Origin of the sequence: Ignatzschineria sp. RMDPL8A (assembly GCF_029815055.1) — a bacterium.
Taxonomy (GTDB): domain Bacteria; phylum Pseudomonadota; class Gammaproteobacteria; order Cardiobacteriales; family Wohlfahrtiimonadaceae; genus CALZBJ01.
This window is the reverse complement of sequence record NZ_JAPPWA010000002.1, coordinates 1,383,209-1,408,551: the sequence shown is the minus strand read 5'-3', so window position 1 is coordinate 1,408,551 and position 25,343 is coordinate 1,383,209. Positions and strand designations below refer to the sequence as shown.

Annotated in this window: 20 protein-coding genes and 1 tRNA gene; 2 read left to right on the top strand and 19 right to left on the bottom strand. The window is 40.5% G+C overall.

The window, feature by feature from the left end; all coding sequences use genetic code 11:
* Positions 1–372: 372 nt before the first annotated feature.
* Positions 373–1,389 (top strand): hypothetical protein, encoded by a 1,017-nt coding sequence (locus tag OXI21_RS07925; protein WP_279619028.1) that lies wholly within the window; start codon positions 373–375, stop codon positions 1,387–1,389.
* A 47-nt stretch (positions 1,390–1,436) separates the two neighbouring features.
* Here the strand turns inward: OXI21_RS07925 and OXI21_RS07920 are convergent, their stop codons facing one another.
* The 16 genes from OXI21_RS07920 to OXI21_RS07845 form a co-directional block, all read right to left on the bottom strand.
* Positions 1,437–2,219: a SprT family zinc-dependent metalloprotease gene (locus OXI21_RS07920; RefSeq protein WP_279619027.1), complete on the bottom strand. Its 783-nt coding sequence runs from the start codon at positions 2,217–2,219 to the stop codon at positions 1,437–1,439.
* A complete protein-coding gene (locus OXI21_RS07915; RefSeq protein WP_279619026.1) occupies positions 2,219–5,518 on the bottom strand; it encodes an HsdR family type I site-specific deoxyribonuclease in 3,300 nt (1,099 codons plus the stop codon). The genes OXI21_RS07920 and OXI21_RS07915 overlap by 1 nt, the downstream gene beginning before the upstream one ends.
* Positions 5,519–5,551: 33 nt before the next feature.
* Entirely contained in the window at positions 5,552–7,339 is a 1,788-nt protein-coding gene (locus tag OXI21_RS07910; RefSeq protein WP_279619025.1) for a hypothetical protein, read from the bottom strand.
* Between the two features lie 4 nt (positions 7,340–7,343).
* Positions 7,344–7,940: a hypothetical protein gene (locus OXI21_RS07905; RefSeq protein ID WP_279619024.1), complete on the bottom strand. Its 597-nt coding sequence runs from the start codon at positions 7,938–7,940 to the stop codon at positions 7,344–7,346.
* Between the two features lie 43 nt (positions 7,941–7,983).
* On the bottom strand, positions 7,984–8,862 hold the full coding sequence (locus tag OXI21_RS07900) for a nucleotidyltransferase (RefSeq protein ID WP_279619023.1): 879 nt from the start codon (positions 8,860–8,862) through the stop codon (positions 7,984–7,986).
* A gap of 37 nt (positions 8,863–8,899) precedes the next feature.
* The gene (locus tag OXI21_RS07895) at positions 8,900–10,039 is read right to left on the bottom strand and encodes a restriction endonuclease subunit S (protein ID WP_279619022.1); all 1,140 of its coding nucleotides are present in this window, start codon (positions 10,037–10,039) and stop codon (positions 8,900–8,902) included.
* Positions 10,039–11,619, bottom strand: coding sequence for a type I restriction-modification system subunit M (locus OXI21_RS07890; protein ID WP_279619021.1), 1,581 nt, complete (start codon positions 11,617–11,619; stop codon positions 10,039–10,041). Before OXI21_RS07890 ends, OXI21_RS07895 begins: the two co-directional genes overlap by 1 nt.
* A 9-nt stretch (positions 11,620–11,628) precedes the next feature.
* Positions 11,629–12,207, bottom strand: a complete 579-nt coding sequence (locus OXI21_RS07885; RefSeq protein ID WP_279619020.1) for a restriction endonuclease subunit S — start codon at positions 12,205–12,207, stop codon at positions 11,629–11,631.
* A gap of 292 nt (positions 12,208–12,499) precedes the next feature.
* Complete coding sequence (locus tag OXI21_RS07880) at positions 12,500–13,240, bottom strand: hypothetical protein (RefSeq protein ID WP_279619019.1); 741 nt, start codon at positions 13,238–13,240, stop codon at positions 12,500–12,502.
* A gap of 217 nt (positions 13,241–13,457) precedes the next feature.
* Positions 13,458–13,967, bottom strand: coding sequence for a hypothetical protein (locus OXI21_RS07875; RefSeq protein WP_279619018.1), 510 nt, complete (start codon positions 13,965–13,967; stop codon positions 13,458–13,460).
* Between the two features lie 299 nt (positions 13,968–14,266).
* The gene (locus OXI21_RS07870) at positions 14,267–15,076 is read right to left on the bottom strand and encodes a hypothetical protein (protein WP_279619017.1); all 810 of its coding nucleotides are present in this window, start codon (positions 15,074–15,076) and stop codon (positions 14,267–14,269) included.
* A gap of 175 nt (positions 15,077–15,251) precedes the next feature.
* Complete coding sequence (locus OXI21_RS07865) at positions 15,252–16,223, bottom strand: hypothetical protein (RefSeq protein ID WP_279619016.1); 972 nt, start codon at positions 16,221–16,223, stop codon at positions 15,252–15,254.
* A 151-nt stretch (positions 16,224–16,374) separates the two neighbouring features.
* A complete protein-coding gene (locus OXI21_RS07860; protein WP_279619015.1) occupies positions 16,375–17,136 on the bottom strand; it encodes a hypothetical protein in 762 nt (253 codons plus the stop codon).
* Between the two features lie 506 nt (positions 17,137–17,642).
* On the bottom strand, positions 17,643–18,167 hold the full coding sequence (locus OXI21_RS07855) for a hypothetical protein (RefSeq protein ID WP_279619014.1): 525 nt from the start codon (positions 18,165–18,167) through the stop codon (positions 17,643–17,645).
* A 75-nt stretch (positions 18,168–18,242) separates the two neighbouring features.
* Positions 18,243–18,710, bottom strand: a complete 468-nt coding sequence (locus OXI21_RS07850; RefSeq protein ID WP_279619013.1) for a hypothetical protein — start codon at positions 18,708–18,710, stop codon at positions 18,243–18,245.
* A gap of 597 nt (positions 18,711–19,307) precedes the next feature.
* Positions 19,308–19,392 (bottom strand) — tRNA-Leu (locus tag OXI21_RS07845).
* A 140-nt stretch (positions 19,393–19,532) separates the two neighbouring features.
* On the opposite strand from OXI21_RS07845, the gene OXI21_RS07840 reads away from it, so the two are divergent.
* Entirely contained in the window at positions 19,533–20,390 is an 858-nt protein-coding gene (locus tag OXI21_RS07840) for a DUF2145 domain-containing protein (protein ID WP_279619012.1), read from the top strand.
* Positions 20,391–20,432: 42 nt separating this feature from the next.
* On the opposite strand, the gene aceK is transcribed toward OXI21_RS07840, so the two are convergent.
* From aceK to aceB, 3 genes are all read right to left on the bottom strand, one after another.
* Positions 20,433–22,166 carry a bifunctional isocitrate dehydrogenase kinase/phosphatase gene (gene aceK / locus OXI21_RS07835; protein ID WP_279619011.1) on the bottom strand — a complete coding sequence of 578 codons (1,734 nt, stop codon included), beginning with the start codon at positions 22,164–22,166 and terminating at the stop codon, positions 20,433–20,435.
* 145 nt (positions 22,167–22,311) lie between these two features.
* The gene (gene aceA, locus OXI21_RS07830; protein WP_279619010.1) at positions 22,312–23,628 is read right to left on the bottom strand and encodes an isocitrate lyase; all 1,317 of its coding nucleotides are present in this window, start codon (positions 23,626–23,628) and stop codon (positions 22,312–22,314) included.
* Between the two features lie 121 nt (positions 23,629–23,749).
* Entirely contained in the window at positions 23,750–25,312 is a 1,563-nt protein-coding gene (gene aceB, locus OXI21_RS07825) for a malate synthase A (protein WP_279619009.1), read from the bottom strand.
* Between the last annotated feature and the right edge of the window lie 31 nt (positions 25,313–25,343).

Sequence of the window (25,343 nt, the reverse complement as noted above, 5' to 3'; positions counted from 1 at the left end):
ATAATCGATTAATCCGTTTATAAATCAAAACCCGTAAGTGATTAACCTCATTTACGGGTTTTTTATCGCCCGGATCCGCCCCGCTTGGTTTAAAAGTGAGCGAATCGGCGTTATCACTCATTACACTCATCAAAAGAGGGCGAGATGATTGGCGCCGACATCGCCTAGTTTGAGAGCCTTGAGGGCATTGCGCGAAAAACCGATACCTACTCTCAGAAAAAATATTATGTAGCCGATGGTTGCGAGGTCACGATGAGCTGTGAAGGATTTTAGCGATCTTGATCAAACAATGCTCAGTTGCTCCACTCGAGTCTGACGAAATCTGAAATCGCCTACTATAATATTCCAACCAAAGGACTTGGAGTTTAGATTATGTTGCGCGTTTCAGATCTTTTAAAACAGCTTGAAACTATCCCCGATGACCAGTACACGGAACGGATTCCTCTGCTCATCACATTGATCAATTTAAGCGATATTCATGATTATCGTGAAATCAGCATTTACGCCCGCGAATTGCTACTCGACGCCTATTCTCAAACGCAACAATACAAAAAGATGATCCGCATTTTTTCGTGGCTCATCAACGAGTGGGAAGTTCATCCAAAGCTTGTCGATGAGGCGTATCTTTTAGCGCAAACCCAATGGATTCACTCGCTACTACCGGATTATTTAGAGCCGTCTATTCATGATTTAAATGCGCTTTCGCAAAAATTACGTCAAGTGGTTCGCCGATACCATGCCCCGCTCCTTGAGTATTATCAGACCCAAATTTATCACGCGTTAAGCCTCTATCGTTACGATGTAGCGCTTAAATATTTAAAGCGGTGGCGTGCTTATAATAAAAAAGTGACGATCCCCTGCCCAATCTGTTACTGCCGGCACGAAATCGCCTTTTGCATGGCACTGAATCGCTTAAAGGAGGCTAAACAGGCCGAACATCTACTTCATCAATACGATCCTAGCATCTGCATGCACTCATCGATCTATAGTTCAGCCGATCTCATGCTATTAAATCAAAAACTCGGGCTCTTTGATCTTGCAGAGACCTATTATCAGGAGCTCAAACAGCAAGCCGAATTTCTTCATCAATACCCCACAGCGCTCGGGCAAATGCTTGAATATCTCGTCAAAATCAAACGCGAGGAGGAAGCTCGCGCGCTTTTTGATGCCAATCGTCGCCCCTTTACCGACGAGGTGCCCGACCGTGTGAAATTCCTCTACTACGCCCGCGCCTCCGGCATTAATATGGCGTTAAAGGATAAGGTCTACCACGTCGCCCAAACCCTCGCCGATCGGTTTGATCAGCGCAACCGCAACCACGGCGCAACGCTCTATCTCGAAACTCTCTATCTGCCTAATGAGCTTAAATCGATGGAGGGGACGGAGTAGGCTAACACCACGTGCTAAGAGTGTAGCAAGGCTGTGACAAGAGCTCATCACTCTTGAAACTTCACCCCATTGAGATATTTATAGGCATTATTGTCGAGGCGCTGTTTAACCTCGCGCCAATGGGTCATGACGCTATCCATCAGCTGATAGAAACGTTCGCTATGATTATATTCCGCGATGTGGCATAGCTCGTGCAAAATCACATAATCGATCGCCTCTTGCGGGGCTTTTACAAGATAGGGGTTAAAAGTGAGTCGCCCCTGTTTCGAGCAGCTTCCCCATTGCGTTTTCATGGTTTGTAATCGGATCGGGGGCGTTTCATTCACCCAATTCGCTTTCGGCAATAATACCGCTAAACGCCGTTTAAAATAATCTCGGGCTTTTTCTAAATACCACGTATGCAGCAATGATCGAATGGCATCGCGCCCCTCTTTTTCGGTATAGACCTCAAGATAACCACGCATCAAACGGACACGTTCATTTCGATCTTGATAGATTTTAAGCTGATATTGCCGGCCTAAATAATAATGGGTTTCCCCACTTCTATATTGCAGCGGCGTCACATAATATTGATTTTCATAAAAGGCTTTAAGCTGATTAAAGATCCAACGCCCGCGACGTTTAGCCGCCTCAAGTACCGCCTCATCACTCATCGACTCTGGCGCTAATACCTCCACTTCCAACGTCGGATGCACTTTAATCTGCACAATATCGCGCTTAGACCGGCTCGCTACGCGTGAAAATCCTATGGGATGCCGGTCGTAATAGAAATAATAACTCCCCGTTTCATAGGGCTGTACAAAGGGTTGAATTAATAATGATTGATCCATTATTGAATGCCTGTCCGTACGCTCTTTTTAACCAACTCCACTAACGCTTTCGCCTGCTCTAACCCCAATCCCTCTTCTTGATAATAGCTAAAGGCCTTCGGCAATAAAGCTTTTTGAATGCTCTTTTCAATATTATCGGGATCGAGCGAATTATATTGAATCGACTCATCAACAATCTCTGAAATATGCTTCGCAAAGGCGAGCAATTTAGCCTCGGACGCGCTCCCATCTTCTAGCCCATCGGCCAAGAGACTTGGCACAACTTTAAAAAAGAGCCCATAATAGCGCCCGGCACTCGTCCCTTGAATCGCTTTGGGAATGGAGTCTAAGCGGCGCTCGTCCACATCCTCTTTTAAAGCCTCAAAGAGTAATAATTGTTTATAGGGATGATCAAATAACCCTTCCGCCTCTGCAATTGTTTTACGTAATAGACGCGAAAACGCCTCTTGTGCAAAGGGATCATCTCCCATATGATCCTCAATTTCGCGGGTAATCTGTGTTTTAATCACATCCGTTTTGTTACGAATCTCCGTTTCGTGCGCTTTGAGCTCATCTTCGCTCATCTCGCCGTAGGCCTTCTCTTCAGCTTTAATGCGGTTAAGCGAGTAGAGATCGCCACTGCTCTCAATGTGAACGCCGGCAACATAACGATCGAGTAGCTTTTTCACCTTATCGGCATAGAGATCATAATCGATCGCCTCCCCACTATCTTGCTGGATAATTTGGCGCAATGCGGTGAAGTTATTTAAGGCTCTTTTATACTCAGTAATTAACGTTTCGGTCACCCGCGGATCACGATAAAAGCCCGCCGATTGCAGAGCAATTTTCAAACAGCTTGCAAACTCACTGAGTGCTTCATAAAAATCATCTCGAATCTCTTGATTATGATCGATGGAGTAACCATTTTTCTGCTCGAGGTTCGGGATTAATCGACGGCGCAACTGCTCAAGATCGTTTTTATTGGCAACGCCATCAAAGATCGCCCAAAGTTTTTTATAGAGCATCGGCAGACGGCGATATTCAGTACTCATCTCATGGTAAAGCCCCTGAATATCCTCAATGGCATAGCCCGCCTGCGTCCGCGTTGCCAGATCCTGATAATCACTAATCGCCGTATCGAGCTCCGCTAAAATGCCCCGATAATCAATCAACAGCCCAAATTCTTTCTTTTCATGCAGGCGATTTACCCGCGCAATTGCCTGCATCAGATTGTGGTTGCGTAGTGATTTATCGATATAGAGCACCGCATTTTGCGGCTCATCAAATCCCGTTAAGAGCTTATCGACCACGATTAACATTTTTAAGTTGGGATCTTTCTCAAAACGATCGATCACCCCTTTGGTATAATCGCGCTCATCTTGCCCGCCAACATTCTTTTCCCACCATTCATGAACGAGCGGCTTAGATGATTCATCAAGATCTCGATTCCCCTCACGCGTATCGGGCGGACTAATCACCACCGCCGATTCAAAATAGCCCACTTCATCGAGATATTTTTTATAGAGAATCGCCTCCTCTTTACTATCACAAGCAAGCTGTGCTTTAAGGCCATGATCGATATTGCTATTAAAATGGGTGGCGACATCATAGGCAATCAGCCGAATGCGATCCTCAGCGCGATAGATCTCCCCCTTACGGGAAAATTTACGCTTTAAATCCGCTGCTTCGCTCTCCGTTAATCCTTCGGTAATCCGCTCAAACCAATGGTCAATCGCCGCTTCATTAACATCGAGTTTCGGTTTCCGCTCTTCATAAAGCAGTGGCGTAACGGTCTTATCTCGTACCGCCATCTCCATGGTATAGGCATGGATAATGGAGCCAAATTGATTCTGCGTCTTATCCTCTTTTAGAAGGGGCGTTCCTGTAAAGGCAACAAACGCCGCATTCGGTAATGCGCTCCGCATACGTTGATGATTTTCACCCCCTTGCGAGCGATGCCCCTCATCAATTAAGACAATAATATCGGCGCTATCGTTATAACATTCCGGCAGTTGCGCCGCGGTATTAAATTTTTGAATCAGCGAGAAGATAATCCGCTCATTGCCTCGCCCAATCTGCTCTGCAAGACGTCTACCGGAGGTAGCCATCGCCGAATGATAATCCTGCTTACCCACGAGCGCTCCGCCACTTTGGAAGGTTTGGCTCAATTGTCCCTCAAGATCAACCCGATCGGTAATCACCACAATACGGCACTGTTTTAACGCCTTAACTTGCAACAGCGCTTGGCTTAAAAAGAGCATGGTATACGATTTCCCCGATCCCGTCGTATGCCAAATCACGCCCCCTTGTCGCCGCCCTTCATGATCTGTCTGCGTAATTCGATTGAGTAACGCTTTAACGCCAAAATATTGCTGATAACGCGCCACAATTTTGCCTGATTTAATATCATGGAGAATGAAACTTCGCACTATTTCAAGCAAACGCTCCTTTTTTAGGAGGCTGATCATCAGCGTATCTTGCCCCGTTACCGCAAGCGGTGCCTGCGTTAAGGTTTGATACCACTCACGAATCTTTGTCGGCCGATCGTTAAAGATCCTATTTTGCAGCTCAAGCGGTACCGGACGATTTTTAATCTCAGAAAGCGCCGCCTCATCCATCGCCTCTTCGTTCCATTTCGCCCAAAATTTCGCCGGCGTTCCCGTTGTTCCATAGCGCCCATCAAGGCCATTAATGGAGAGAAGTAGTTGAGTATAGATAAAGAGTTGCGGAATCTCCTCATTGCGTTGATTGCGGAGCATCTGCGAGATGCCCTCCCCAATCGTCGGCTTACGCAAACCGTGTTGATCCGGACGCTTCGCCTCAATGACAGCCAAAGGAATCCCATTGACAAAAAGGACAATATCGGGAATGCGATCGCGCTCACTATTGGCGCGTTTAATCACCATCTCTTCAGTATAATGAAAGCGATTATTCTCCGGCGTTTCCCAATCGATCATTGAGATCGTCTGATTGGTCGCCCGCCCCTCGATAAATTGGGTAATGGAGATCCCATAGAGAAGATCGTGATAGATTCCCTCATTGGCTTTTAGCAAACCTTCCGCAAGATTGGCCCGCTTTAAATGCCCAACTAAATTATCAATTCCACTCTTATCGAGCGAATGGGGCTTCCCCTGCACCACAAATTGACGCGCCGTTAGTACCTCACGCAAAATGGGCGTTAAAATCACCTGATCCCGCCCACCCCGAAGCGCCATCGCCTCTTTAGGGGAGAGATATTCCCACCCCAAATTTGCCAGCAACATCAACGCCGGAATCTTCGCGCTATACTCCTCTTGGAGCATTAAAGCCTCACCATTCATACTCGTTCTCTTTCCTCATTATCTTTTTGCTTTTTATTTAAAATATTCATCATCCATTTCAGGATTAGAAATGAAATTAGCTTCTATAAATCTTATAGAAAAATCCTCAATGAGAAGTTGATCAATTCTTGTTAATGCTTTGTTAATCCTATTACACCGACTTTCATTTATGTAGAATCGATGTTTTTTAAGCCAATTAAGAGGCTCGAAATAATTATCAGAATCTGCACATTCTAACTGTATAATATTTTTCTCTAATTCCTTTTCTGATATTCTAGGATGCAATAGAGGCTCAACTTCAACTGATTTATCATCAGATATAATTATTGTTAATCTGCCTGGATGCCTTTTTGTATCGCCATATACATAACGCATTGCGGAATTATACCTTGAGCCTCTTGATGGAGAGCATTTTGAGTTTATATCACCATCCAGTATTACACCTATTGCGTAACACATGCCTGTGTAATCTAATAAAATACTTCCATCTATTTGTCTGACTCTTGATAATAACTCTTTGGTTAGTTGCACTGGTTTAATGGGTGTACTTTGTTTAGCTAATCGTTTTGCCTCATTTTCAGCATTATTTACAATCACTAACATACATCCTGATAAATCACATAGTGCCGAGTTAACTAAATCCCAAATATATTGTTGATTCTCTTTTGTTGAGTTTGGAAAAATTCTGGCAAAGTTTTCTATAAATAGTTCTTTTTCAATTATTGCTAGCGGTATAGAAGGCTTTTCATAAGTACTACGCATAACAGCTTTGTTTTGATGATATAAGCACCAATCATAATGGCCTAAAAACTCAACAGAAAATGTATTATTTATAGAATCAAAATAATTAGTATTAAGACAACCTAACCCATAAATTTTAATGCCATCTGAAATTAAAGAGATATCATTTGTCGTCATTTGTAATAATTTTCTAACCCAACGATAATCTTGAATAGATGCCTGTTCTTTAAAATACAAATAAAAATTGACTGAATCATCATCTTCGGGATTAAAAATAATAATTCTTCCCTCAATAGGTTCAGTTTCATATGAAAGAGAGGAAATCTTATTAAGATCATCAAACAATCTCTGACCATTAGTGGATTGATATTGCCCCTTCTGTATAAGATCAGAATGTACAGCTTGATAGAGAGTATTTAAAAAATACTTTGCTGACAATGGAATCACATGATCTGATTTACTAAAAGCATCTAACGGATCTTTTCCAGGATACGGTTTGGATAACTCAATTGTTGCTTGCTTTAAGATTTCTGTAATGCACGATTTAACTAATGAAGACTGATAGTTATATTTATTTCCATCACGTATATCGTATAATTCTAACTCAACGAATGGTAATTCATTTAGTAATTCCCGTGTTGTTTGTATTACTGGAACAACATAATAATCACCTACAGGATAAGCGGCGCCACAAAATGATTGCATATTGTTCTGCACATCATATTTTTTTAATGATTCAGAGATTGCAGAGGTGATACAAGCACGCATGATATTTTCGGGCTTTTCCTGCATTGCTATTGGATCATTACCATAGATAAGCTGATGATTAGGATCATTTTCATAATCTTCATCGATTTTTGGAATTATCCCTTCAAATATATCTAACCCCCATTTTTGAAACTCGGGTTCGATGCACACAGGATGATAAGCTTGACTGTTTTTTCTTTTAATTCCAACCAAAAGTACTTCTGGTTCATATTCAATGCCTATTTGAGAAAATGTCTCTTTAGCAAACCTCTGAAACCTTAGACGAAAATGAGGTTGAAAGCCCCACATAAATAGTTGAATAACTTTTCCCATAATATTATTTATTTTTCTTTAAATCTAAAACTCCAAAAGTATAACGACCAAAATTATTGAAATAGCTACCACTTGCTGTCTCATTATTCTCATTAAAAGTAATTTCACAATATCCTTTGTGCATAGATAAACTACCTTGCTCATTAATATCTGGCTCATTTTTATAGCTATAATAAAGAATCCAACCTCCTTTACTTCCTGATTCTTTTCTTAATGTAGCTGTATAACTTTTGCTTTCACTTTGATCAGTCTTCAATACAATAGCGATTTTATCCCATGCTTGCTCGATATCGAGTTCGCCTGACCATTCATATAAAGTTTGACCATTTTGATCTATGGTCTTTCCGTTAATAGACCAAACACCTTGAATATTTGGCAACTTAAATAATGGAATTTTCCATAAAAACTTATTAAAGAAAGTGTAAACTAACCAATAGAGGATGCCTGTAGAAACAGTAAAATTAAAAGAGTTTTCAAAAAAAGAAATTTTAGCGAGTTTTAATAATCCTAAAGATATTAAATAAGAAAGCAAAAGAGAGGCTACCCCTAACCATCTTCCGACACTTGCTCTATTATGGTTAATAATTGCATAGTCATGCATATCGTTTTATTCTCCTTTTCTGCTTGCTTTATCCAATGAAGTATCAGTTAAATCCTAAGTAATTCCAAGCAGCTTTTGCAAACTCTCTCCCATCTTTTCGACTCCACTCCTGATTAGAATGGAACAAATATAAGCATTCGTTTACCTCTAACCAGCGATTAGCATTGGGCTCAACATCCTCCTGTAATTCAATCCAAATATGATAAAGCATTGCTCTAAGACGTTCAGTCCATGTTTCATACATAAATATCCCATCAGGACAGTTATAAGCCAAACACTCCACAAAATATGATGGTAATGCACGAAACCAGCCTTTTTCTGCCATCTCATTTTCAAGGCGTTTTAATAATCGAACACCTTTTTTATAAGTATAATTCGTTCGAATATTTTTAGCCTTTCCATTTTCTAATTGTTGTTTAGGAAAATTATCCACATAACTTCCATCCTTTTTAAAGATTCTCACTCCTTCTCTAAAACATTCTCCAAAGTAGTAACGATAAGTAAAACATGGAACCACATCAGCATCGACTCTTGCTGAACTAGAATTTATTTGTATTGCTGTACTTCCTGTTGAATCAACCTGATTAGGAAACTTGGCTTGCATTGCTAAAACGAGCTCTTTACGCAATTTACTCGGCGTCCAAATTCCTGTATACGGTCCGTTTGATTGATAGGTAGAATTTGGAGATTTATCAAAATAAATAACATCTTTACATTCAACAGCGATATCAACATCACTATCTGCTCGAACGTTAGTATTATTGGCATATGATCCTTTCGCATAAACTTCTAAATCACAATCGTCAAAAGCACGATGAGCAGATATTGCCTCGCGAATCATTCGTTCTGTACGCTCTTGTTTTTCTTGTTCAGTATTGCTTGAAGGTTTTGTCCAATCAATTAATTTTCTTTCTAAAGCCATACAATCCTCCTTCGGAATTTATTTAATTATCAGTATATTACCCATCCACCTTAACCCGTCGCTTTCCTGTCAATAATTGTTGCATTAGGGCGCGTTTTTCGGTTTTGAGGTGATCGAGCTTTTGGGCGAGCAGTTCAATCTCTCGATCCGCCGTGTTTAAGACAGCGGCGATTTTTTGTTGTTCTGACATTAATACTGGATATTCAATCTTAAAACTTTCTACATCTCGCTTCTGGATATTAGGTAGACCAGATCCTACTCTAAGTTGCATTAATGCTTTCTCACGAAATTTCAAAGCGTGAAATAAGAAATGATTATCTATGCTTGGTTCTAACATTGAATAACAATGTCCTCCGCACCAAAACTTCGTTTTAATGAAATTGACGTATCCACAAGAATTACCACCTTCACTAATCGTAATTATGTTTTCCATTCGGTTATACTCATCTGTATATCCCGAAGGTTCAATTCCACCATTAATTACTGGATACTTACCATTAGCAGTTAAGTTAATACGATTCTTTTGTTGCCCCTTAGAAATTTTCACCAATAATTTTAAACTTTTTTTCTCCCACTCCCCCTCAAATTCCGGAAAGCGTTTTTTGCCCGTTAATAACTGTTGCATCAACGCCTGTTTATGGGTTTCGGCGTTGGCTTTTAGGCGTTCGGTCTGCTCGATAGCGTGATCCCACGTAGAGAGGATTTCAGCGATTTTTTCTTGCTCGGCGAGGGGAGGAAGTATTATTTCAGTCCTACCTACCAAATCAAATGTAATAGCAGGCATAGTAGACGACGATGATCCGCAAATTAAATAGTGTTTGATTTTTTTTTGACCCAAATACAGATAAAGATAGCTTTTATAAATCTTTTGCTCATTGGGAATTAATCGGAATAAATTGTTTGCTATTGCACCTGACAATCCTCGGACAACATCTCCCGCACTAGCACTACCATATCTAATCATGCTTAAGTCACTATCTGACACTATAAAGTTTTCATTTGGCTTCTTTATAAATCTTGGCGGTTCAGTTTTGCTAACAAAATCAGCTATTCGTAAAAAACGAATATATCCTTCATGATGAACTGTAGATTGCTGAGTAGTATCTACCTGAATACCTTGTGAAAACTTCACTATTTCTCTTAAGTACTTTATCTCCCACCCTTCTGGCACCTGCATTATTTTACCCCCTTGTCCGAGTTAAACCCGAGCTCTTCCAGATACTCCGCCATTTTTACTTCTAGCTCTTCAAGCTCTGTTTTAAGCGCTAAACGCTCACGGCGAACGGCAACGAGATCGATCGGCGCTTCTTCCTCAAAGGTATCGACATAGCGCGGAATATTGAGGTTATAGTCGTTCTCTTTAATCTCATCGAGCGTGGCGAGATAGGCGTATTTATCGACAAACTCCCGCTTTTGATAAGTTTCGACAATCTTCGCGATATTTTCATCGGAGAGCGCATTTTGATTTTTGCCCGCTTTAAATTCGCGGCTCGCATCAATAAAGAGCACCGAATCATCTTTTTTATTCATTCTAAAGAGTAAAATCGCCGCGGGAATCCCCGTGCCGTAGAAGAGTTTTTCAGGCAATCCAATCACGGCATCTAAAATATTCTCACCTAATAACGCTTTACGAATTTTGCCCTCCGTTCCGGCACGAAAGAGCACGCCGTGCGGCGCAACAACGGCCATGCGTCCTGTTTCGGGCTTGAGCGTCTCGATCATATGCAAAATAAAAGCATAATCTCCATAGGATTTCGGCGGAACACCTCGCGCAAAGCGATTAAATGGGTCATTTTCCGCCACCTCTTCGCCCCACTGTTTTAACGAAAACGGCGGGTTTGCGGTCACAATGTCAAACTGTAACAGCGCGCCATTACCATCGAGCAATTTCGGGTTGCGGATCGTATCACCCCACTCAACGCGATGATTATCTTCCCCATGAAGGAACATATTCATTTTCGCGAGCGACCACGTCGAACCGATCGCCTCTTGCCCATAAAGTTCGTAGGCTTTCGAGCCGTGATTACTCACCACTTTACGCCCACACTTCATCAAGAGCGAGCCTGAACCGCACGCAGGATCGCAGATGGTTTCATTGGGTTTTGGATCAAGGAGCGTCGCCATCAATTCTGAGACTTCCGGCGGCGTATAGAATTCACCGGCTTTTTGCCCACCGCCGGCGGCAAACCGTTTAATCAGATATTCATAGGCATTACCAATCACATCGGCCTTACCGACGCGGCTTGGGCGGAAATCGAGCGCTTTTTCAGCAAATTCTTCTAACAGAAAACGTAAGAGATCATTTTTTTGCTTCTCTTCCCCTAAACGGTCGCTATTAAAGGAGATATCTTGGAACACACTTTTGCCCGAATCTTTGAGCTTGGTGCCATTTGCCTCTTCAATCTCATGGAGCACACGATCAATGCGCGCACCATTTCCCGGCTCGTGGCGACGCTCATAAAGACTATTAAAATTCGCGCGGAACGTATCAGTAATCTTGCCATTATTATTTTTGATCTCAACCGTCGGCAACATAAAACGCTCGGTCGCCATCATCGCTTCGATCAATTCAGGCTCATCACCATACTCATTTTGGTAATTATCATAGTGGTCTTGCCATACATCGGAGATATACTTTAAAAAGAGCATCGTTAAGATGTAATCTTTATAGGTATCGGCGCTCACGGTGCCACGGAAAATATTACAAGCGCCCCAAAGCGTGCTGTTTATGTCATTTTGATTAATTTTATCTGTCATACGAATCCCCTACTGTTTATATAAAGATGTGGCAATAAAGCGCTCAACCGTCCGATCATTTTCGATCAACTCAGCAAAGAGCTTATGTTTTTTCCCCATCGTTTCTGCAAATTGCACAATGGTTTTCTGTCGCTCTAATGATGGCAATGGAACTGGTACTAACTCCAAAATTCCCCGCCGAATATTACGAATGGTGCTCCCTTCCGATTGACGATCAAAATAGGTTTGCGCTGGCTGTTGATTGATCCACCACGTTAAAAACTCCGGTAAAAGCGCCTCATCATTGACCCTAATCACCATAAAATGATTGGTGGCGACCACATCAATCTGATTGGCCTCTTCCCCCATCTGTATGGCAATGTTATTATTGCCTTTCGGTGTGAAAAGAATGTCGTTAGGCGCTAACCAATCGGGTTTATCGATCGCCGTTGTAATCAATGCGGGAAAATCGATGCCGCGCTCAAGCGACACATCTCGCATCTGAATCACATGCGCATTTCCCCCCGCAATCTCTTTAATCGCCGCCCGAAAGGTTTGCCCACTCTTAATCGTGGCGACCTCACGTAACGATTTTATAGCTACACTCATTAGCCCTCACTTTTTTGCATCATTCAGCTTACTGCATTTATCATGTTGCTAATGCTAACGGATCCTGATCACCTCGTCAAACTTTTTTTGCAGCAACTTCATTACTACAATTAGGCGTCTTGGAGGAAATTACTTATAATCAGGTCGTTATGGTAGGAAAGATATATAAAACATATAAAAAAGGCTATAGATGATTTTCTATAGCCTGAGAGTCGGTGAGCTCATTACCCTCATCAATAAAAATTAATAATTTCTTCCGTTGTTAACATGCTCATTTTTGACGACTTTAATATTAATTGGATAAAATCTTGCCACAGCTAGTTAAGGGAAAATAAGTGTCCCGTTCCCCTGAAATATTTTTAAGATCTTCAAAATCAAATTTTCCTGTCAAACCATCTCTATCGAAAACACCACTATCATGAATTCCAGATTCAAATTTTTTATAACGTAGATAACGACGCTCTGCTGGTTGTTCTTCTGGTTTTACAAACGTTAAATTAGTTTTATGGACAAGTGCTTGCTCATCATTTTGATATTGTATTTTTAACTGTGCCACCTTAGCCACAGGCACCACCTCACAACAGTCGTAAGAAGCAAATGTAGCCCAACCACCAATATTATTGTACAGAGTAAACCCATTATTATTTTGTTGTAGATGCTTTAAAACAAAATCTCTATCAACTGCCTGCATCTCAAATATTTCTATAATTTCCGCCATACGCTTATTCCAAGACAGTTCCATTTTTTGTTTAATTTGCGGAATACTTAAAGGCTCTTTAATCATCCATATTTTACAATTTTCAGCACGCTCGCAAGAACCAAATTGTCTTCTCTGCTTCTTTTGTTCTTCTTGAAAATAATCAATCATATACAGCATGGTTGCTTGGTACAGTTCATCATCATTTAAACGCTTCATTCGTGCCCAACAAAACCCTGCATCATCTTGTTTTTTATAAAACCAATAACCCAAAGGCGTTATTAGACCTAATAACAGAACAGTAATCATGGCTATTACAAATTTTTTCTTATTCATCAGAAACTCCTTTCAGATTATGATTCTTGGATGGCCACATGAAGTGTAACCCTCCTCTTTTTGATCCCATTTAAATTTTATAGCGATCCGGATTACTATTTTCTAAAGCTTAAAATTCGGCATAATCCATATCATTGGAGCGACAATCATCAATACGACCGCTCTAGAGCGCTGTTACACTACCTGTAGTTAAATACTTACTCATATCCATTCTCCATCAACAGGTAAATCTATTGGTATCAACCAATTCATAATTAGAAGCATCAAACGTAACATCCTTCTTTTTATATGGATGGTATTCTCCTGATGAGTTTATATACTGACCATAAATTCCTGATGAGCCATAAGTTGCAAAAGATTCTGCCATATCTATCAAAACCGTCTCTATATCTATATTTTTATTTTCTACTGGAATATAGAGCTCTAATAATTGATAGGTCATAGCAACTTCACTTCTTTCTTTATTTAGATGAATAAAGTTCGAGCGTTGCGTCTTAATCGACATTAATATGCCTTTCCAATAGAAATCCCATACCGTTCTGCCATCCCAGGCACCATTATCATCACGATCAATTATACGATTAAACTCTCGTAGCCAAATCTCTCGCTCTCTATCGATTGCCCAATCTCTTTGAGGACTCCCAGCTCCATTCCAGCGCATATTAATCTGATCAATATTATATTTTTCCCGATCTTCTTTAGATATTTTCTCATTCACAAAAGCCATTACGTTCTCCTTTGATGTAACACTAGGTTTTAAGTTAATTACTTACTGGAAAAAACTTATTAAAACAGTTACCTATCTGAATATAGATTCAACTACGAAATACGACTCTTATTAACCCCCCAAAAGACACAAGCTGAAACTAGAGATTTCTCTCATCATTATCTTGATGGAAGGCTTACGGAATATCGAGGTCGAGAATACAGAGCTTAAAAAAATCGATACAGGGTTAATCTTAGAAAAGGCAACAAGCTTCTATAATAACGGCCTGTCTTTGTTGTAGACATTACATTCCTCTTGTATTAATTTGCCTTGTCTACAATAAGTTTGCTTATATAGGAATTTAAGCTCTTTAACCATTTTTCACGGTTGCCAAAATATAATTCAACTGCTTGAATATGCGAAGAATCCATATTTTCTAACGCTTGATAAAAATTTTCGTCAATTGTTTTTATGTGTTCTCTTAGTATTGTCTTAGGGTATGGAAATCCCTTCTCGATTGTTAACATATTCGAATCATATAAAATTAAATAAATTTTTTCGTATATTTCTTCTATAAGTGATACATATAGATCGTTTTTAGCCGAAAACTCAAAATCTGAATAATATAATTCGTCATTAGCGGAATGATCTATCCCCCCTTTAAAAACTTGAATGCATTTACGAATGTTCATACTTACTTCTGAGTTTAAAGATCGTTCTTTTTCTTTTTTATAAAAAAGAACAATTTCTAATAGAAATCCTCTAGGAAGGTGAGAGACATATACACCTGATATCTTAGAGGCTTTATCCTGTTTAGGGCATAAACTAGCCAATAAAGTAAGATCACTATGAATTTTTTTGTAGTCATACTCCTTATCCATATCAATCTTCGGGTCTATATAAACTGCATTTGGGTATTTTCTACGAAAATATTCTGTGCGAATATCTTCTTGTATAGAATTAGGCAACTCGTCAAAACACTGCAGGTTTTTAAGGTACTTCTCATCATCAAAGAAATCGCTTACTTCTCGAATTTCATTTTCAATAAACCATTGTTTACATGATTCACTTTTACTTAGAGCTACATTAAAACTAACTAATAGCATTGATAAAACAACTATTTTCTTCAACTTTCGTCTCCTTAATTATTTATAAAATCTTTTACCATCTTTACAATAACCTTCTGCTTCAAACTCTTTTCGAATTTCAATATTGCTACAATTACAAACTTTAAGATTATATTGATCCAATAGAGGATCACTGATATGTTCTCCACTATTTGCCAATTCTAAATAAACAGCATTCCTACTCGTTAATGGGTGCTCGATTATTCAATTTATAATCACTTCTATAGCGTTCAGGAATCAGTGTGTAATAAACGAGTTCATCCATAAACCCTCTAGATTCGCCAGCCATCCCCCGATAATCAATGACGGGACTGCCATCACTCATCACTACTTCAGAATTTGAATCGCTTTCCGCAGTATTCCCGATTAGTCCAATGGTTCTTCGTTTTAATGCCGTGGCCACCGTCGTAAATCCATAACTACGACTCAAAATCTCGCCCGTTTGACGATCATAAATGTAGACTTCACTTCTAAAAAGATAGAGCCCTACTTGTTTCCCACTATTGTAAATTCGCACATATCGAGAATAGGGTTTCACTAAAATTCCTTGCATGCATTTACCATCGTGATAGCCTAAAATTTGGCTGATCCAGCGCACCTCTTTAGGCGTCCCATCGGGCATCGTTTCTGTACTATTACTGATCCCTACACCGCTCTTAGAAACTTCATTAATCTGCTCTCTGTAATCCGCGTCCCGATATTCCGACTCCGGGGAGTTACCCCCTAATGCAAATATACATCGCTCTTCATCAATCTCCTCCCAGAAATCTTCACCCTCAATGGCAAGCTCCGATAACATTGCAAAATCCTCCGGTTCTAAACGATACGTATTTATTTCTGCAAAATTATTCGCAATCACTTGTCGCTTAATTGTCGTACTAGGGATTTGTAAAGCTCGTTTAAATTCATAGTTGCGATAATAACGATCTAGGGTTGGGATATTAATGGCCATAATGCCCGCCATAATCAGCAAAACTCGCCCACGAAGTTTGTCATGCTTCTTTCGATACTCATTCCCCACGATAAAGACAATAAGCGTTAAGATCGCAAATCCCCACCAGATCCAAGGAAACATCTGATTCGGCGTGATGCTTGTACGCCCAAAGATCCAGCGAAAAATAGGAGGGGCATACTCATAATATTGATTCATAATGTTCCTTTGGTTTTTACAAGGTGCTATTTATGCCCCACTGGGGCGTGGAATAATCAAAGAGCTAGTTAAATAAATTGAGCCCCTTGTGGCTTAGCTAAAACTTGTTGAAATTCCTCTCTTGACTTCTTATAAGAATCTGATAAAAAACTCATAATATCTTCAAAATTATTAATAAATATGGTGCAAATGCAAAAAAATAAAATACTCTAATCAAATCATTAATGTTTATACTTCTTTTAGCGTTTCCTATCACAATAGTGCCAGTATCATTTGCTAATTGAATCCCTAACATTCCTGACACTATTGATTCAATCCATGTGCCATTTAACTTATTTGTTATATTTCGATATTTCCAATTTAGAGCACATGTTGTATCCGCTCCCTGACTGTAAATTAAATAAAAAAATACCATTAAAAGCCACAATACTCGCGTTGGTAGATACAATAAATACTCATTAATTTTTTTATTTTGACTATAAATGCTATAAAAATATAAAATTGCAATAGGAATACCTGCTATTACAAAATAAAAAAATATAGCAAAATAGAACTTCATATTTATCTCTATCAAAACTAGCATCATTCTATTTAATTTGATTGAACTCACATCTTTATGTCTAATTCTCCTAAGAAATTTAATATATTGACTAAATGAATATAGGTTTATTAAAAAAATCAAGAAAAATATATTTAATAAGTAGTTAATAAAAAAATTGCCATGTAAGTAATAGATAACGCCAATAAAAGTAAAAATAAATTTCATATAAAAATTTTCAGTTAATATATTGAACATTTTATTAAAACTATATTGAACATATATATATACTCTTTTACTTACAGGAAATTCATATTTAATCAAATAAATACTAATAAAGAACATTGTTATTAATGCTAGTTCGATGCTATCCATTCTTATCCCCCCCTTTCATTTATCATAAAATATTATGAATATTATAATTCACGCATACCCTCATCCATCTTCTACAATATCAATTTGTTCTTTTGGTATGCCTTCCATTTTCTTGGTTGGTCTAAAAAAATACACATTTTCACTTTTTTCTAAATTGCTATACTCATTGGTTTCTGCAATATTGAGGAGGTAAAAAGAGCATTCACTTTCGATATTATCGCCAGACACAGCATCGTAGGGTTCTAATTTAACAACTTTTCCTTACTGTTTTTTCCCATTATCAATCATGTACTCAGTTAAATCATGAATGTTTAATACATGTTCTTTTGATGTTCCTATCGGCACTGGCACATTATCCTTATCTGTTGCCAACCCATGTAACTCTCTTATTGCAGTTCCTTTTGAATCCCGCATTACCCAGTGTAATTTATTCCCAAAAAGGATATAAAATACGTTGAACGCGCTTCAATATAATATTGTGGGCTACCCATTTAAATACTCCTTACCTATTTAAAACATCTATCAATCTGCTCATTAAACTCTTCATGCCTAATTCTTCCATTAAGGCCAAAAAATTGGTCACCTATAGTAGAAGCTGTATAGTTTTTTGTTACCACGAACTTATCAAACTGTTTCAAAACAGATAGTTTGGTAATACTGAAATATTGCGACCTCAATTCATCTTTGCTTCGTTTAGCGATTCCGATATCTATCCGTGCCGCATCATCAAGCTCTTCACCTATCTCTAATACCCCTTGATCAATATCATAAACAACCACCTTATTTTGATTCGTAATAAATTGATCTATTAACTTTAAGCCTTCTTTATCTTGCGTCGGATATAAAATTGGAATGGCTTCTATAACACAATTAAAGATATCAACTGTTTTATATCCTTTTACATTTTCATATATGGTTCTTTCTTCGACTTCTGGATATGCAATTGGCAATCCAATAAACATGCAACTACTTAAACAAATCGTTACTACAACAAAAAATACACATCTATAACCTTGTTTATATTGATACATGACTCATTACCTCGAGATGATTCTAATCGCATTGTTTTAATAAAAAATGGCTCCCGCTTTTCTATAACCACCTTGTCACTGAAAACACGCACTAATCTTGTTATTAAATTCTGTATGGCGTTCAATATCTGACGCTTTAATCTGATGTCGATGTGTTCGTAATGTATATTTCTTTGTAACCAAATAGTGATCCGGTTTTTTAACTACAAATATTTTTGTTACAGCAAATGTTAAGTCAATCTCATTTCCAATTAAGTACCCATATTGCTCTCTCTCTTCTTGCCCTCCTCCTATGACTAATATTCCTCGTTCAACATCATGCACAATTTTCTTATTTTGTAGTTTAAAAAAAACTTTGATTTTTATAGAATCGACAGTTTCATCAAATTTATACAGAGTAGGAGTAGCATCACTAACACACTCAAAAATCTTAACTACTTCATGATCTTTCATAACTGGAAACTCTAAATTTTCTTCAATATTTAGATATTCTATTCGCTGATGAGTACAACCACTTAATAAGGTCATCATAAAAATAAACATAATGACTCTTTTATGTATAGCCATAAAAACTACCCTTTATATTTAATACATTTTTATCAATTTAAACTTACTAATATCGGTGCTTGTACGGCCACGCCCAAAGAACCAACGAAAAATAGTAGGGGCATACTCATAATATTGATTCATAATGTTCCTTTGGTTTTACAGGGTGCAATCTCTGCCCCACTGGGGCATTGCCTTCTATTCTTTTAAAATCAGCGCACTTGTTGTTTAATAATCCCTAACACAAAGTAATAATACCTTACAATAAAATGTATTGGTTAAAATATATAATGACTTATATCTAATTTCCGACATCTAGGAAAATCCCTAAATTAAAAAAATAGGATATTGGGTATCAGTAACGGAATAATAACGCAAAAGTAACGCCCTATTAGGAGGTATAGGCTTATAGAAATATTGGCGGAGATGTGCCCGATCTAAAACGCTCTAACGCTTGAAAAGCTGCCTCTAGTGATGCGTCATAATCAAATTTATTTTAAAAATTTACATTTGATTACGACAAATATTACGACAAATCGATTTATTGATAATTATTCTTATTTAATCGATCGCTGAAAAGCTCGTAAAATCAACTGGTACCGATGGAGAGACTCGAACTCTCACGCTGTTAAGGCAGGGGATTTTGAATCCCCCGTGTCTACCATTCCACCACATCGGCATTTAAGAAAGGGTAGGATAATTTTAAGCGTTTCACGCTTTTTGTCAATGAAAAATTCTGTGGAATTGGGGATGATAAAGTGTTTTATTGATTTTAAAGCATTAAATATTCATTTAAATAGCGTCAAATAAGGATTGGGGATGAGAAAACGATTAAAACGAACGATTGCGATAGTGGCGACGGTATTAATCCTAAGTAGCACTGGCCTCCTCTACTCGTTCTATAAGACGCTGTTAATCCCGAGCTGTGGGAAAAAAGTCACGGATGAAGCGCTTCTTTATTATGAAAAGGTGGGCAATCAGCTGGAGGCCTGGCTCGATCAAACCGGTGAAACGCTCGCGATTATCGGCCGTAAAGGGCAAGATCTTGAGAAGCACGGCATGATCTATTCCCATCTTGCGTTTGTAAAAAAAGAGGCGCACGGCTGGTTTGTCTATCATCTATTAAACGCGTGCCCAACGGATGTTGGCGGACTTCATCGGGAAAATTTAGTCCATTTTTTTAAAGTTACCAACGCGCCCCACAGCGTATCCATTGTGATTCCAGAGCGGGATATTCAAGCAAAATTGAGCACGCTTTTAGATAATCCTGACGCGATTGCCCCCTTATTTGAGGCAGATTATAGCGCGGTTGCCTCCCCTTTTAATGCCATCACCCAAAATAGTAATGGCTGGATTTTAGAGGTGTATGCCAAAGCGCTCGACCCGAGTATCACCACACGACGCGACGCGGCTAATTTTTTACGCACAGCCGATTATCAGCCGATGGCGCTCTATAAAGGCACGATTTATCAATGGGTTTCAAAGACCTTTATTCCCAACATTACCCTTAAAGATCATGATGCCGAGAATCTCAAAGCAGGCCGTATTGAATTTAATAGCGCGGAATCGGTGATGCAGTTTATCGCCCGAAAAAGCCTCCCGATCCCCCACTGCACAGCGCCATTTGAAGCGGTTCATGCCAATGCGTGCGAGGTGAAAAATGCCCCTGCTCCGTAATGTATGTAAGCGAGAGGCATCATCTAGCATTGTTAATTCCCATTAATTTGCGTGAGAACTAAAGCGATGTTTACAGGCGTAGGGTAGAATGTCGGGGAGCACGTTGGAGTTGACCTTTTCTTGCACGCCATTCCAATAATCGCACTCACACAGATCCGCATGCTCTTCCAAAAAGATCGCCTTTAATTCCGGATCGCTAATCAAATAGGTGGCAAATTCCTCGGGGAAAATATCATCATCATAGACGGTATACCACGGCTGAGAGGAGTATTGATCCTCATTATTTTGCGCCTTGGGAATGATGCGAAAACGGCATTTACTGAGCGAGACAATCTCATCATAATCGTAGAAAACGACGCGCCCATGCCGGGTAACGCCAAAGTTTTTCGTTAAAAGATCCCCCGGAAAAAGCCCTGCGGTGGCGATATCTTTAATGGAGCGCCCATAATCTTTTACAATCCGGCGTTTCTCCTCGGGATCCCCGGTTTTAATCTGATCGAGGTAGCTATTTAACGGAATCATACGGCGTTCGATAAAAAGATGTTTAATGATGAGCAGCTCCCCTTCGATCGAGATATTACTCTGGCAATATTTTTTAAGCGCCGCTAAACAATCCTCTGAAAAACGCGCAAGCGGAAACGCGACATGGGAAAATTCCCACACGTCCGCCATTCGCCCGACGCGGTCTGTCCGTTTTACCTTATGATATTTCTCTTGTACCTGTTTCGGCGTGACATCTTTATAGATATATTCCGGATCTTTGATCAATTTATAGACATAGGGATAGGAATCGAGGGTAAAGACAAACATCACAAGCCCCGCAATGCCCGGCGCGACCTCAAATTGGTCCGTCGAGTGGCGCAGATGATAGAGAAAATAGCGATAAAATTCATTTTTCCCCTGCTTATGAAAGCCCAAAATCGTGTACCAATCGGCAATGTGTTTGCTTGGAATAATCGTCTTTAAAAAGCGGACAATCGCCGAGGGCACGTTAAATTCCGCTTTAAAATAGGCCCGTGAAAAACTGAAAATATTAACAATATCCGCCTCTTCATTTAAAAATGCATCCACATAGAGTTTTCCCTCGCGATTAAAGAGCGCAATCACAAAGGGGTAACTATGATTGTTGTGCATGATGCGCCCAACGGCGTACGCGGATTTATTACGGTAGAGAATCGGCGTTAAAATATGGATCTGAATATAGTTGGAAAGCCCGGAAAAATTCTGCCGATAACGCTCAATGGCGCCGATAATATTATCGCGATCACGCGCAAGATCCTCAAAGGGGAGATTGATGGGAAGCTCGAGAAGAAGCCGTTCGATCTCATCTTCAAGGTGATGGTCATCGGGATAATAACTGCGATAATCGGGAATATCTGATTGGATTAACGCCGTATCAATCGCCGGGTTAAAAAAGATGTAGCTGTTATTATAATAACGCCGATTAAAGAGCTTACAAAAGACTGAATTATAAAAACTCTCGGCAAGCTCTGGCTGAGGATGCTCGTAGAGTTTATGCATATAACAGATCTTCACCGCCTGCCATAAAGGCTCGTTGAGCGTCTCCATATCGCACTCTTCTTGCAAGCGAGAAGTCGCCTCAGAGACCCGCTGATCATAGAGATCAACCTGCTCTTTTGCGGCGTCATAAGCCGTTAGAAAATCTGCGGTTTCAAAGTAATGTGCTGCCCGCCTGTTATAATCGGTAAAAATTGCAAAGTGGCGATTAAACCCTTCTAAAATGAGCGTCGCCAACGCTTCTGCCGTCTCTTCCATATCATCTCTTCCTACATTATTATCATTATTTTTAAAAGAGGAAAAAGATAAGGCTCGGAGGAAGAAAACCCTATCTTTTAAAGGGCTCTGCTTGCGGATTACGGTGCAAACGGAGCTTTTTAGTGATTCTAGCTAACAATCAATACTAGAATTGTTCTTCTTCTGTTGATCCTGTGAGAGCGGTTACAGAGGATTCGCCCCCTTGGATCACCGTGGTCACATCGTCAAAGTATCCCGCGCCCACCTCCTGCTGATGCGCAACGAAGGTATAGCCTTTTTCGCTTGCGGCAAACTCAGGTTCCTGAACTTTTTCAACATAGTGCTTCATGCCTTCCCCACGCGCATAATTGTACGCAAGATCAAACATGTTGTACCACATATTGTGGATTCCCGCCAAGGTTACAAACTGGTAGACATAGCCCATATTGGCAAGCTCTTGTTGGAAGGTCGCGATGGTTTTATCATCTAAATTACGCTTCCAGTTAAAGGAGGGTGAACAATTATAAGCAAGGAGTTTTCCGGGGAATTTCGCGTGGATCGCTTCCGCAAATTTACGCGCTTCATCAAGATCAGGCGTCGCTGTTTCACACCATAAAAGATCCGCATAAGGCGCATAAGCAAGGCCGCGAGCAATCGCTTGATCAATCCCGGCGCGAGTGCGATAAAACCCTTCTGCCGTGCGCTCACCTTCAATAAAGGCATGATCGTATGGGTCAGCATCCGAGGTGATTAAATCTGCCGCATTGGCATCCGTTCGCGCCAGTAAAATAGTGGGAACGCCCATCACATCCGCCGCTAATCGTGCTGATACCAATTTTTGAATCGCTTCTTGGGTCGGAACTAATACCTTTCCGCCCATGTGCCCACATTTTTTAACCGCTGCGAGCTGATCTTCAAAGTGAACGCCCGCAGCGCCACTTGCAATCATATTTTTCATCAATTCATGAGCATTTAATACCCCGCCAAAACCTGCTTCCGCATCGGCAATAATGGGGAGGAAAAAGTCGATCGCTTCCTCTTCTTTCACTTTACCTGCGCAAATGCCCTGCCACTGAATCTCATCGGCACGCTTAAAAGTATTATTGATGCGATTGACCACTTGGGGAACCGAATCATAGGAATAGAGTGATTGGTCGGGATACATGGTTTCGGAGCTATTGGCATCTGCCGCCACTTGCCAGCCGGAGAGATAGATCGCCTCGATGCCCGCTTTCGCTTGTTGGAGCGCTTGCCCACCGGTTAATGCCCCAAGTGAGTTAACATAGCCTTTTTTAGATGCGCCATTGACTAACGCCCATAAACGCTCGGCTCCGCGGGTTGCCAAGGTATATTCGATCTTTACACTGCCTCGTAGACGCACCACATCTTCTGCGCTATAAGGACGGGTAATATTGGCCCAACGGGGATTATCGCGCCACTCTTGTTCTAATGCTTGAATCTGCTCTTTACGTGTCGTAGTCATAATTGCCATCTCCTCTTATTATTGTGTTATCTGGCTTGGTTTAAGGTGTTACTTATATAGATTTCTTATACGAACTTTTTATACGGATTTTTTATACAAACTATTTACGGATACATCGTGATTAAATGTACTGATAGGCCGGAATGGTTAAAAACTCTTCAAATCGATCGGATTCAACAAGCTCTACGAAAATCTCGGCGGCTCTGCGTAGGCTGGTCTCATTATTTGCCTCAGGAAGGAGCTCATTGACGGTACTTTCTACAAGGCCTTTCACTCGCTCAAGCGTGATCGGCTCGCCATCGCTACTGGTTAACCCCGGAACGCGAATCCATTGCCACAGTTGCGCTCTTGAAATTTCGGCTGTTGCCGCATCTTCCATCAGATTAAAGATCGGAACGGCGCCATTTCCATCGAGCCATGCCACGATATAGCGAATCGCGACACTGACGTTACCCTCAACCCCTTCGGGCGTAATCGTCCCCTCGGGAATCGTCAATAGATCCGCCTGGGTGACGCTTAAATCGGTGAGCTGTTTGCCAATCTGATTGGGCTCTGGCATATATTCATCAAACACCTCTTCCGCAATTGATACGAGCGCCGGATGCGCAACCCACGTGCCATCATGCCCATCTTGCACCTCACGGAGCTTATCAAGGCGAACTTTTTCACTTGCCGCGGCATTGGCTGCCGGGTCATTTTTAACCGGAATTTGCGCCGCCATTCCCCCCATCGCATGGGCCCCACGTTTGTGACAGGTCTTAATTAACAGTTGCGAATAACTGCGTAAGAAATGGGTGGTCATCGTCACTTGCGAGCGTTCTGGCAATACCTTATCGGGATGATTGCGGAAGCGTTTAATAAAGCTAAAGATATAATCCCAGCGCCCCGCATTCAGCCCGACGATATAGTTGCGCAGCTCATATAAAATCTCTTCCATCTGGAAGGCCGCCGGAATCGTCTCAATTAAGACCGTACAGCGCAATGTGCCCGGTTTCATGCCGAGATAATCCTCGGTAAATTTAAAGACATCGTTCCAAAAACGCGCTTCTAAATAGTGCTCAAGCTTCGGAATATAGAGATATAATCCTTTTTTATGCTTGGTGGCACTTTCGTAGTTATTGGCCATAAAGACCGCAAAATCAAAGAGGCTTCCACTTATCGGATTATTTTGGTAGAGAACGTGTTTTTCCTCTAAGTGGAGCCCGCGAACTCGCACCATCAGCACCGCAGGATCGTCGCCGACCTCATAAATACGGCCATCAGGATTATTAAAAGTGAGTGAGTTTGTGTAAGCATCATGCAGATTAACTTGCCCTTGAATCACATTATCCCACGAGGGACTATACGCATCCTCAAGGTCTGCCATGAAGACCTTTGCCCCACTATTGAGCGCATTAATCATCATTTTACGATCGCACGGGCCGGTAATCTCAACGCGGCGATCTAAGATATCAGCATAGAGCGGTGCAACTTGCCAATCGCTCTCGCGAATGTCTTTCGTTTCTGGGAGAAAATCGAGCGTTCCCCCTTGATCGAGCAGTGCTTGACGCGCCTCTCGGTCAGCCATCAATTGACGGCGAGTTTCACCAAAACGCTTCTCGAGCGCCTCGATTAATGCGTGGGTTAATGGGGATAATACTTTTTCGTATCTCGGCTCAATGGTTTCAGTAAATCGTATCGCCATGATTCTTCCTCTCTTCACCACAAAAACAGCG

Excerpts from the sequence above, each read along its gene's own strand:
- OXI21_RS07890 (WP_279619021.1), bottom strand. The coding sequence starts at position 11,619 with ATGACAGATAAAATTAATCAAAATGACATAAACAGCACGCTTTGGGGC.
- aceA (WP_279619010.1), bottom strand. The coding sequence starts at position 23,628 with ATGACTACGACACGTAAAGAGCAGATTCAAGCATTAGAACAAGAGTGG.
- OXI21_RS07910 (WP_279619025.1), bottom strand. The coding sequence starts at position 7,339 with ATGGGAAAAGTTATTCAACTATTTATGTGGGGCTTTCAACCTCATTTT.
- OXI21_RS07900 (WP_279619023.1), bottom strand. The coding sequence starts at position 8,862 with ATGGCTTTAGAAAGAAAATTAATTGATTGGACAAAACCTTCAAGCAAT.
- OXI21_RS07880 (WP_279619019.1), bottom strand. The coding sequence starts at position 13,240 with ATGAATAAGAAAAAATTTGTAATAGCCATGATTACTGTTCTGTTATTA.
- OXI21_RS07850 (WP_279619013.1), bottom strand. The coding sequence starts at position 18,710 with ATGTTTATTTTTATGATGACCTTATTAAGTGGTTGTACTCATCAGCGA.
- OXI21_RS07855 (WP_279619014.1), bottom strand. The coding sequence starts at position 18,167 with ATGTATCAATATAAACAAGGTTATAGATGTGTATTTTTTGTTGTAGTA.
- aceB (WP_279619009.1), bottom strand. The coding sequence starts at position 25,312 with ATGGCGATACGATTTACTGAAACCATTGAGCCGAGATACGAAAAAGTA.
- OXI21_RS07865 (WP_279619016.1), bottom strand. The coding sequence starts at position 16,223 with ATGAATCAATATTATGAGTATGCCCCTCCTATTTTTCGCTGGATCTTT.
- OXI21_RS07840 (WP_279619012.1), top strand. The coding sequence starts at position 19,533 with ATGAGAAAACGATTAAAACGAACGATTGCGATAGTGGCGACGGTATTA.
- OXI21_RS07915 (WP_279619026.1), bottom strand. The coding sequence starts at position 5,518 with ATGAATGGTGAGGCTTTAATGCTCCAAGAGGAGTATAGCGCGAAGATT.
- aceK (WP_279619011.1), bottom strand. The coding sequence starts at position 22,166 with ATGGAAGAGACGGCAGAAGCGTTGGCGACGCTCATTTTAGAAGGGTTT.
- OXI21_RS07905 (WP_279619024.1), bottom strand. The coding sequence starts at position 7,940 with ATGCATGACTATGCAATTATTAACCATAATAGAGCAAGTGTCGGAAGA.
- OXI21_RS07860 (WP_279619015.1), bottom strand. The coding sequence starts at position 17,136 with ATGGATAGCATCGAACTAGCATTAATAACAATGTTCTTTATTAGTATT.
- OXI21_RS07925 (WP_279619028.1), top strand. The coding sequence starts at position 373 with ATGTTGCGCGTTTCAGATCTTTTAAAACAGCTTGAAACTATCCCCGAT.
- OXI21_RS07895 (WP_279619022.1), bottom strand. The coding sequence starts at position 10,039 with ATGCAGGTGCCAGAAGGGTGGGAGATAAAGTACTTAAGAGAAATAGTG.
- OXI21_RS07875 (WP_279619018.1), bottom strand. The coding sequence starts at position 13,967 with ATGGCTTTTGTGAATGAGAAAATATCTAAAGAAGATCGGGAAAAATAT.
- OXI21_RS07920 (WP_279619027.1), bottom strand. The coding sequence starts at position 2,219 with ATGGATCAATCATTATTAATTCAACCCTTTGTACAGCCCTATGAAACG.
- OXI21_RS07885 (WP_279619020.1), bottom strand. The coding sequence starts at position 12,207 with ATGAGTGTAGCTATAAAATCGTTACGTGAGGTCGCCACGATTAAGAGT.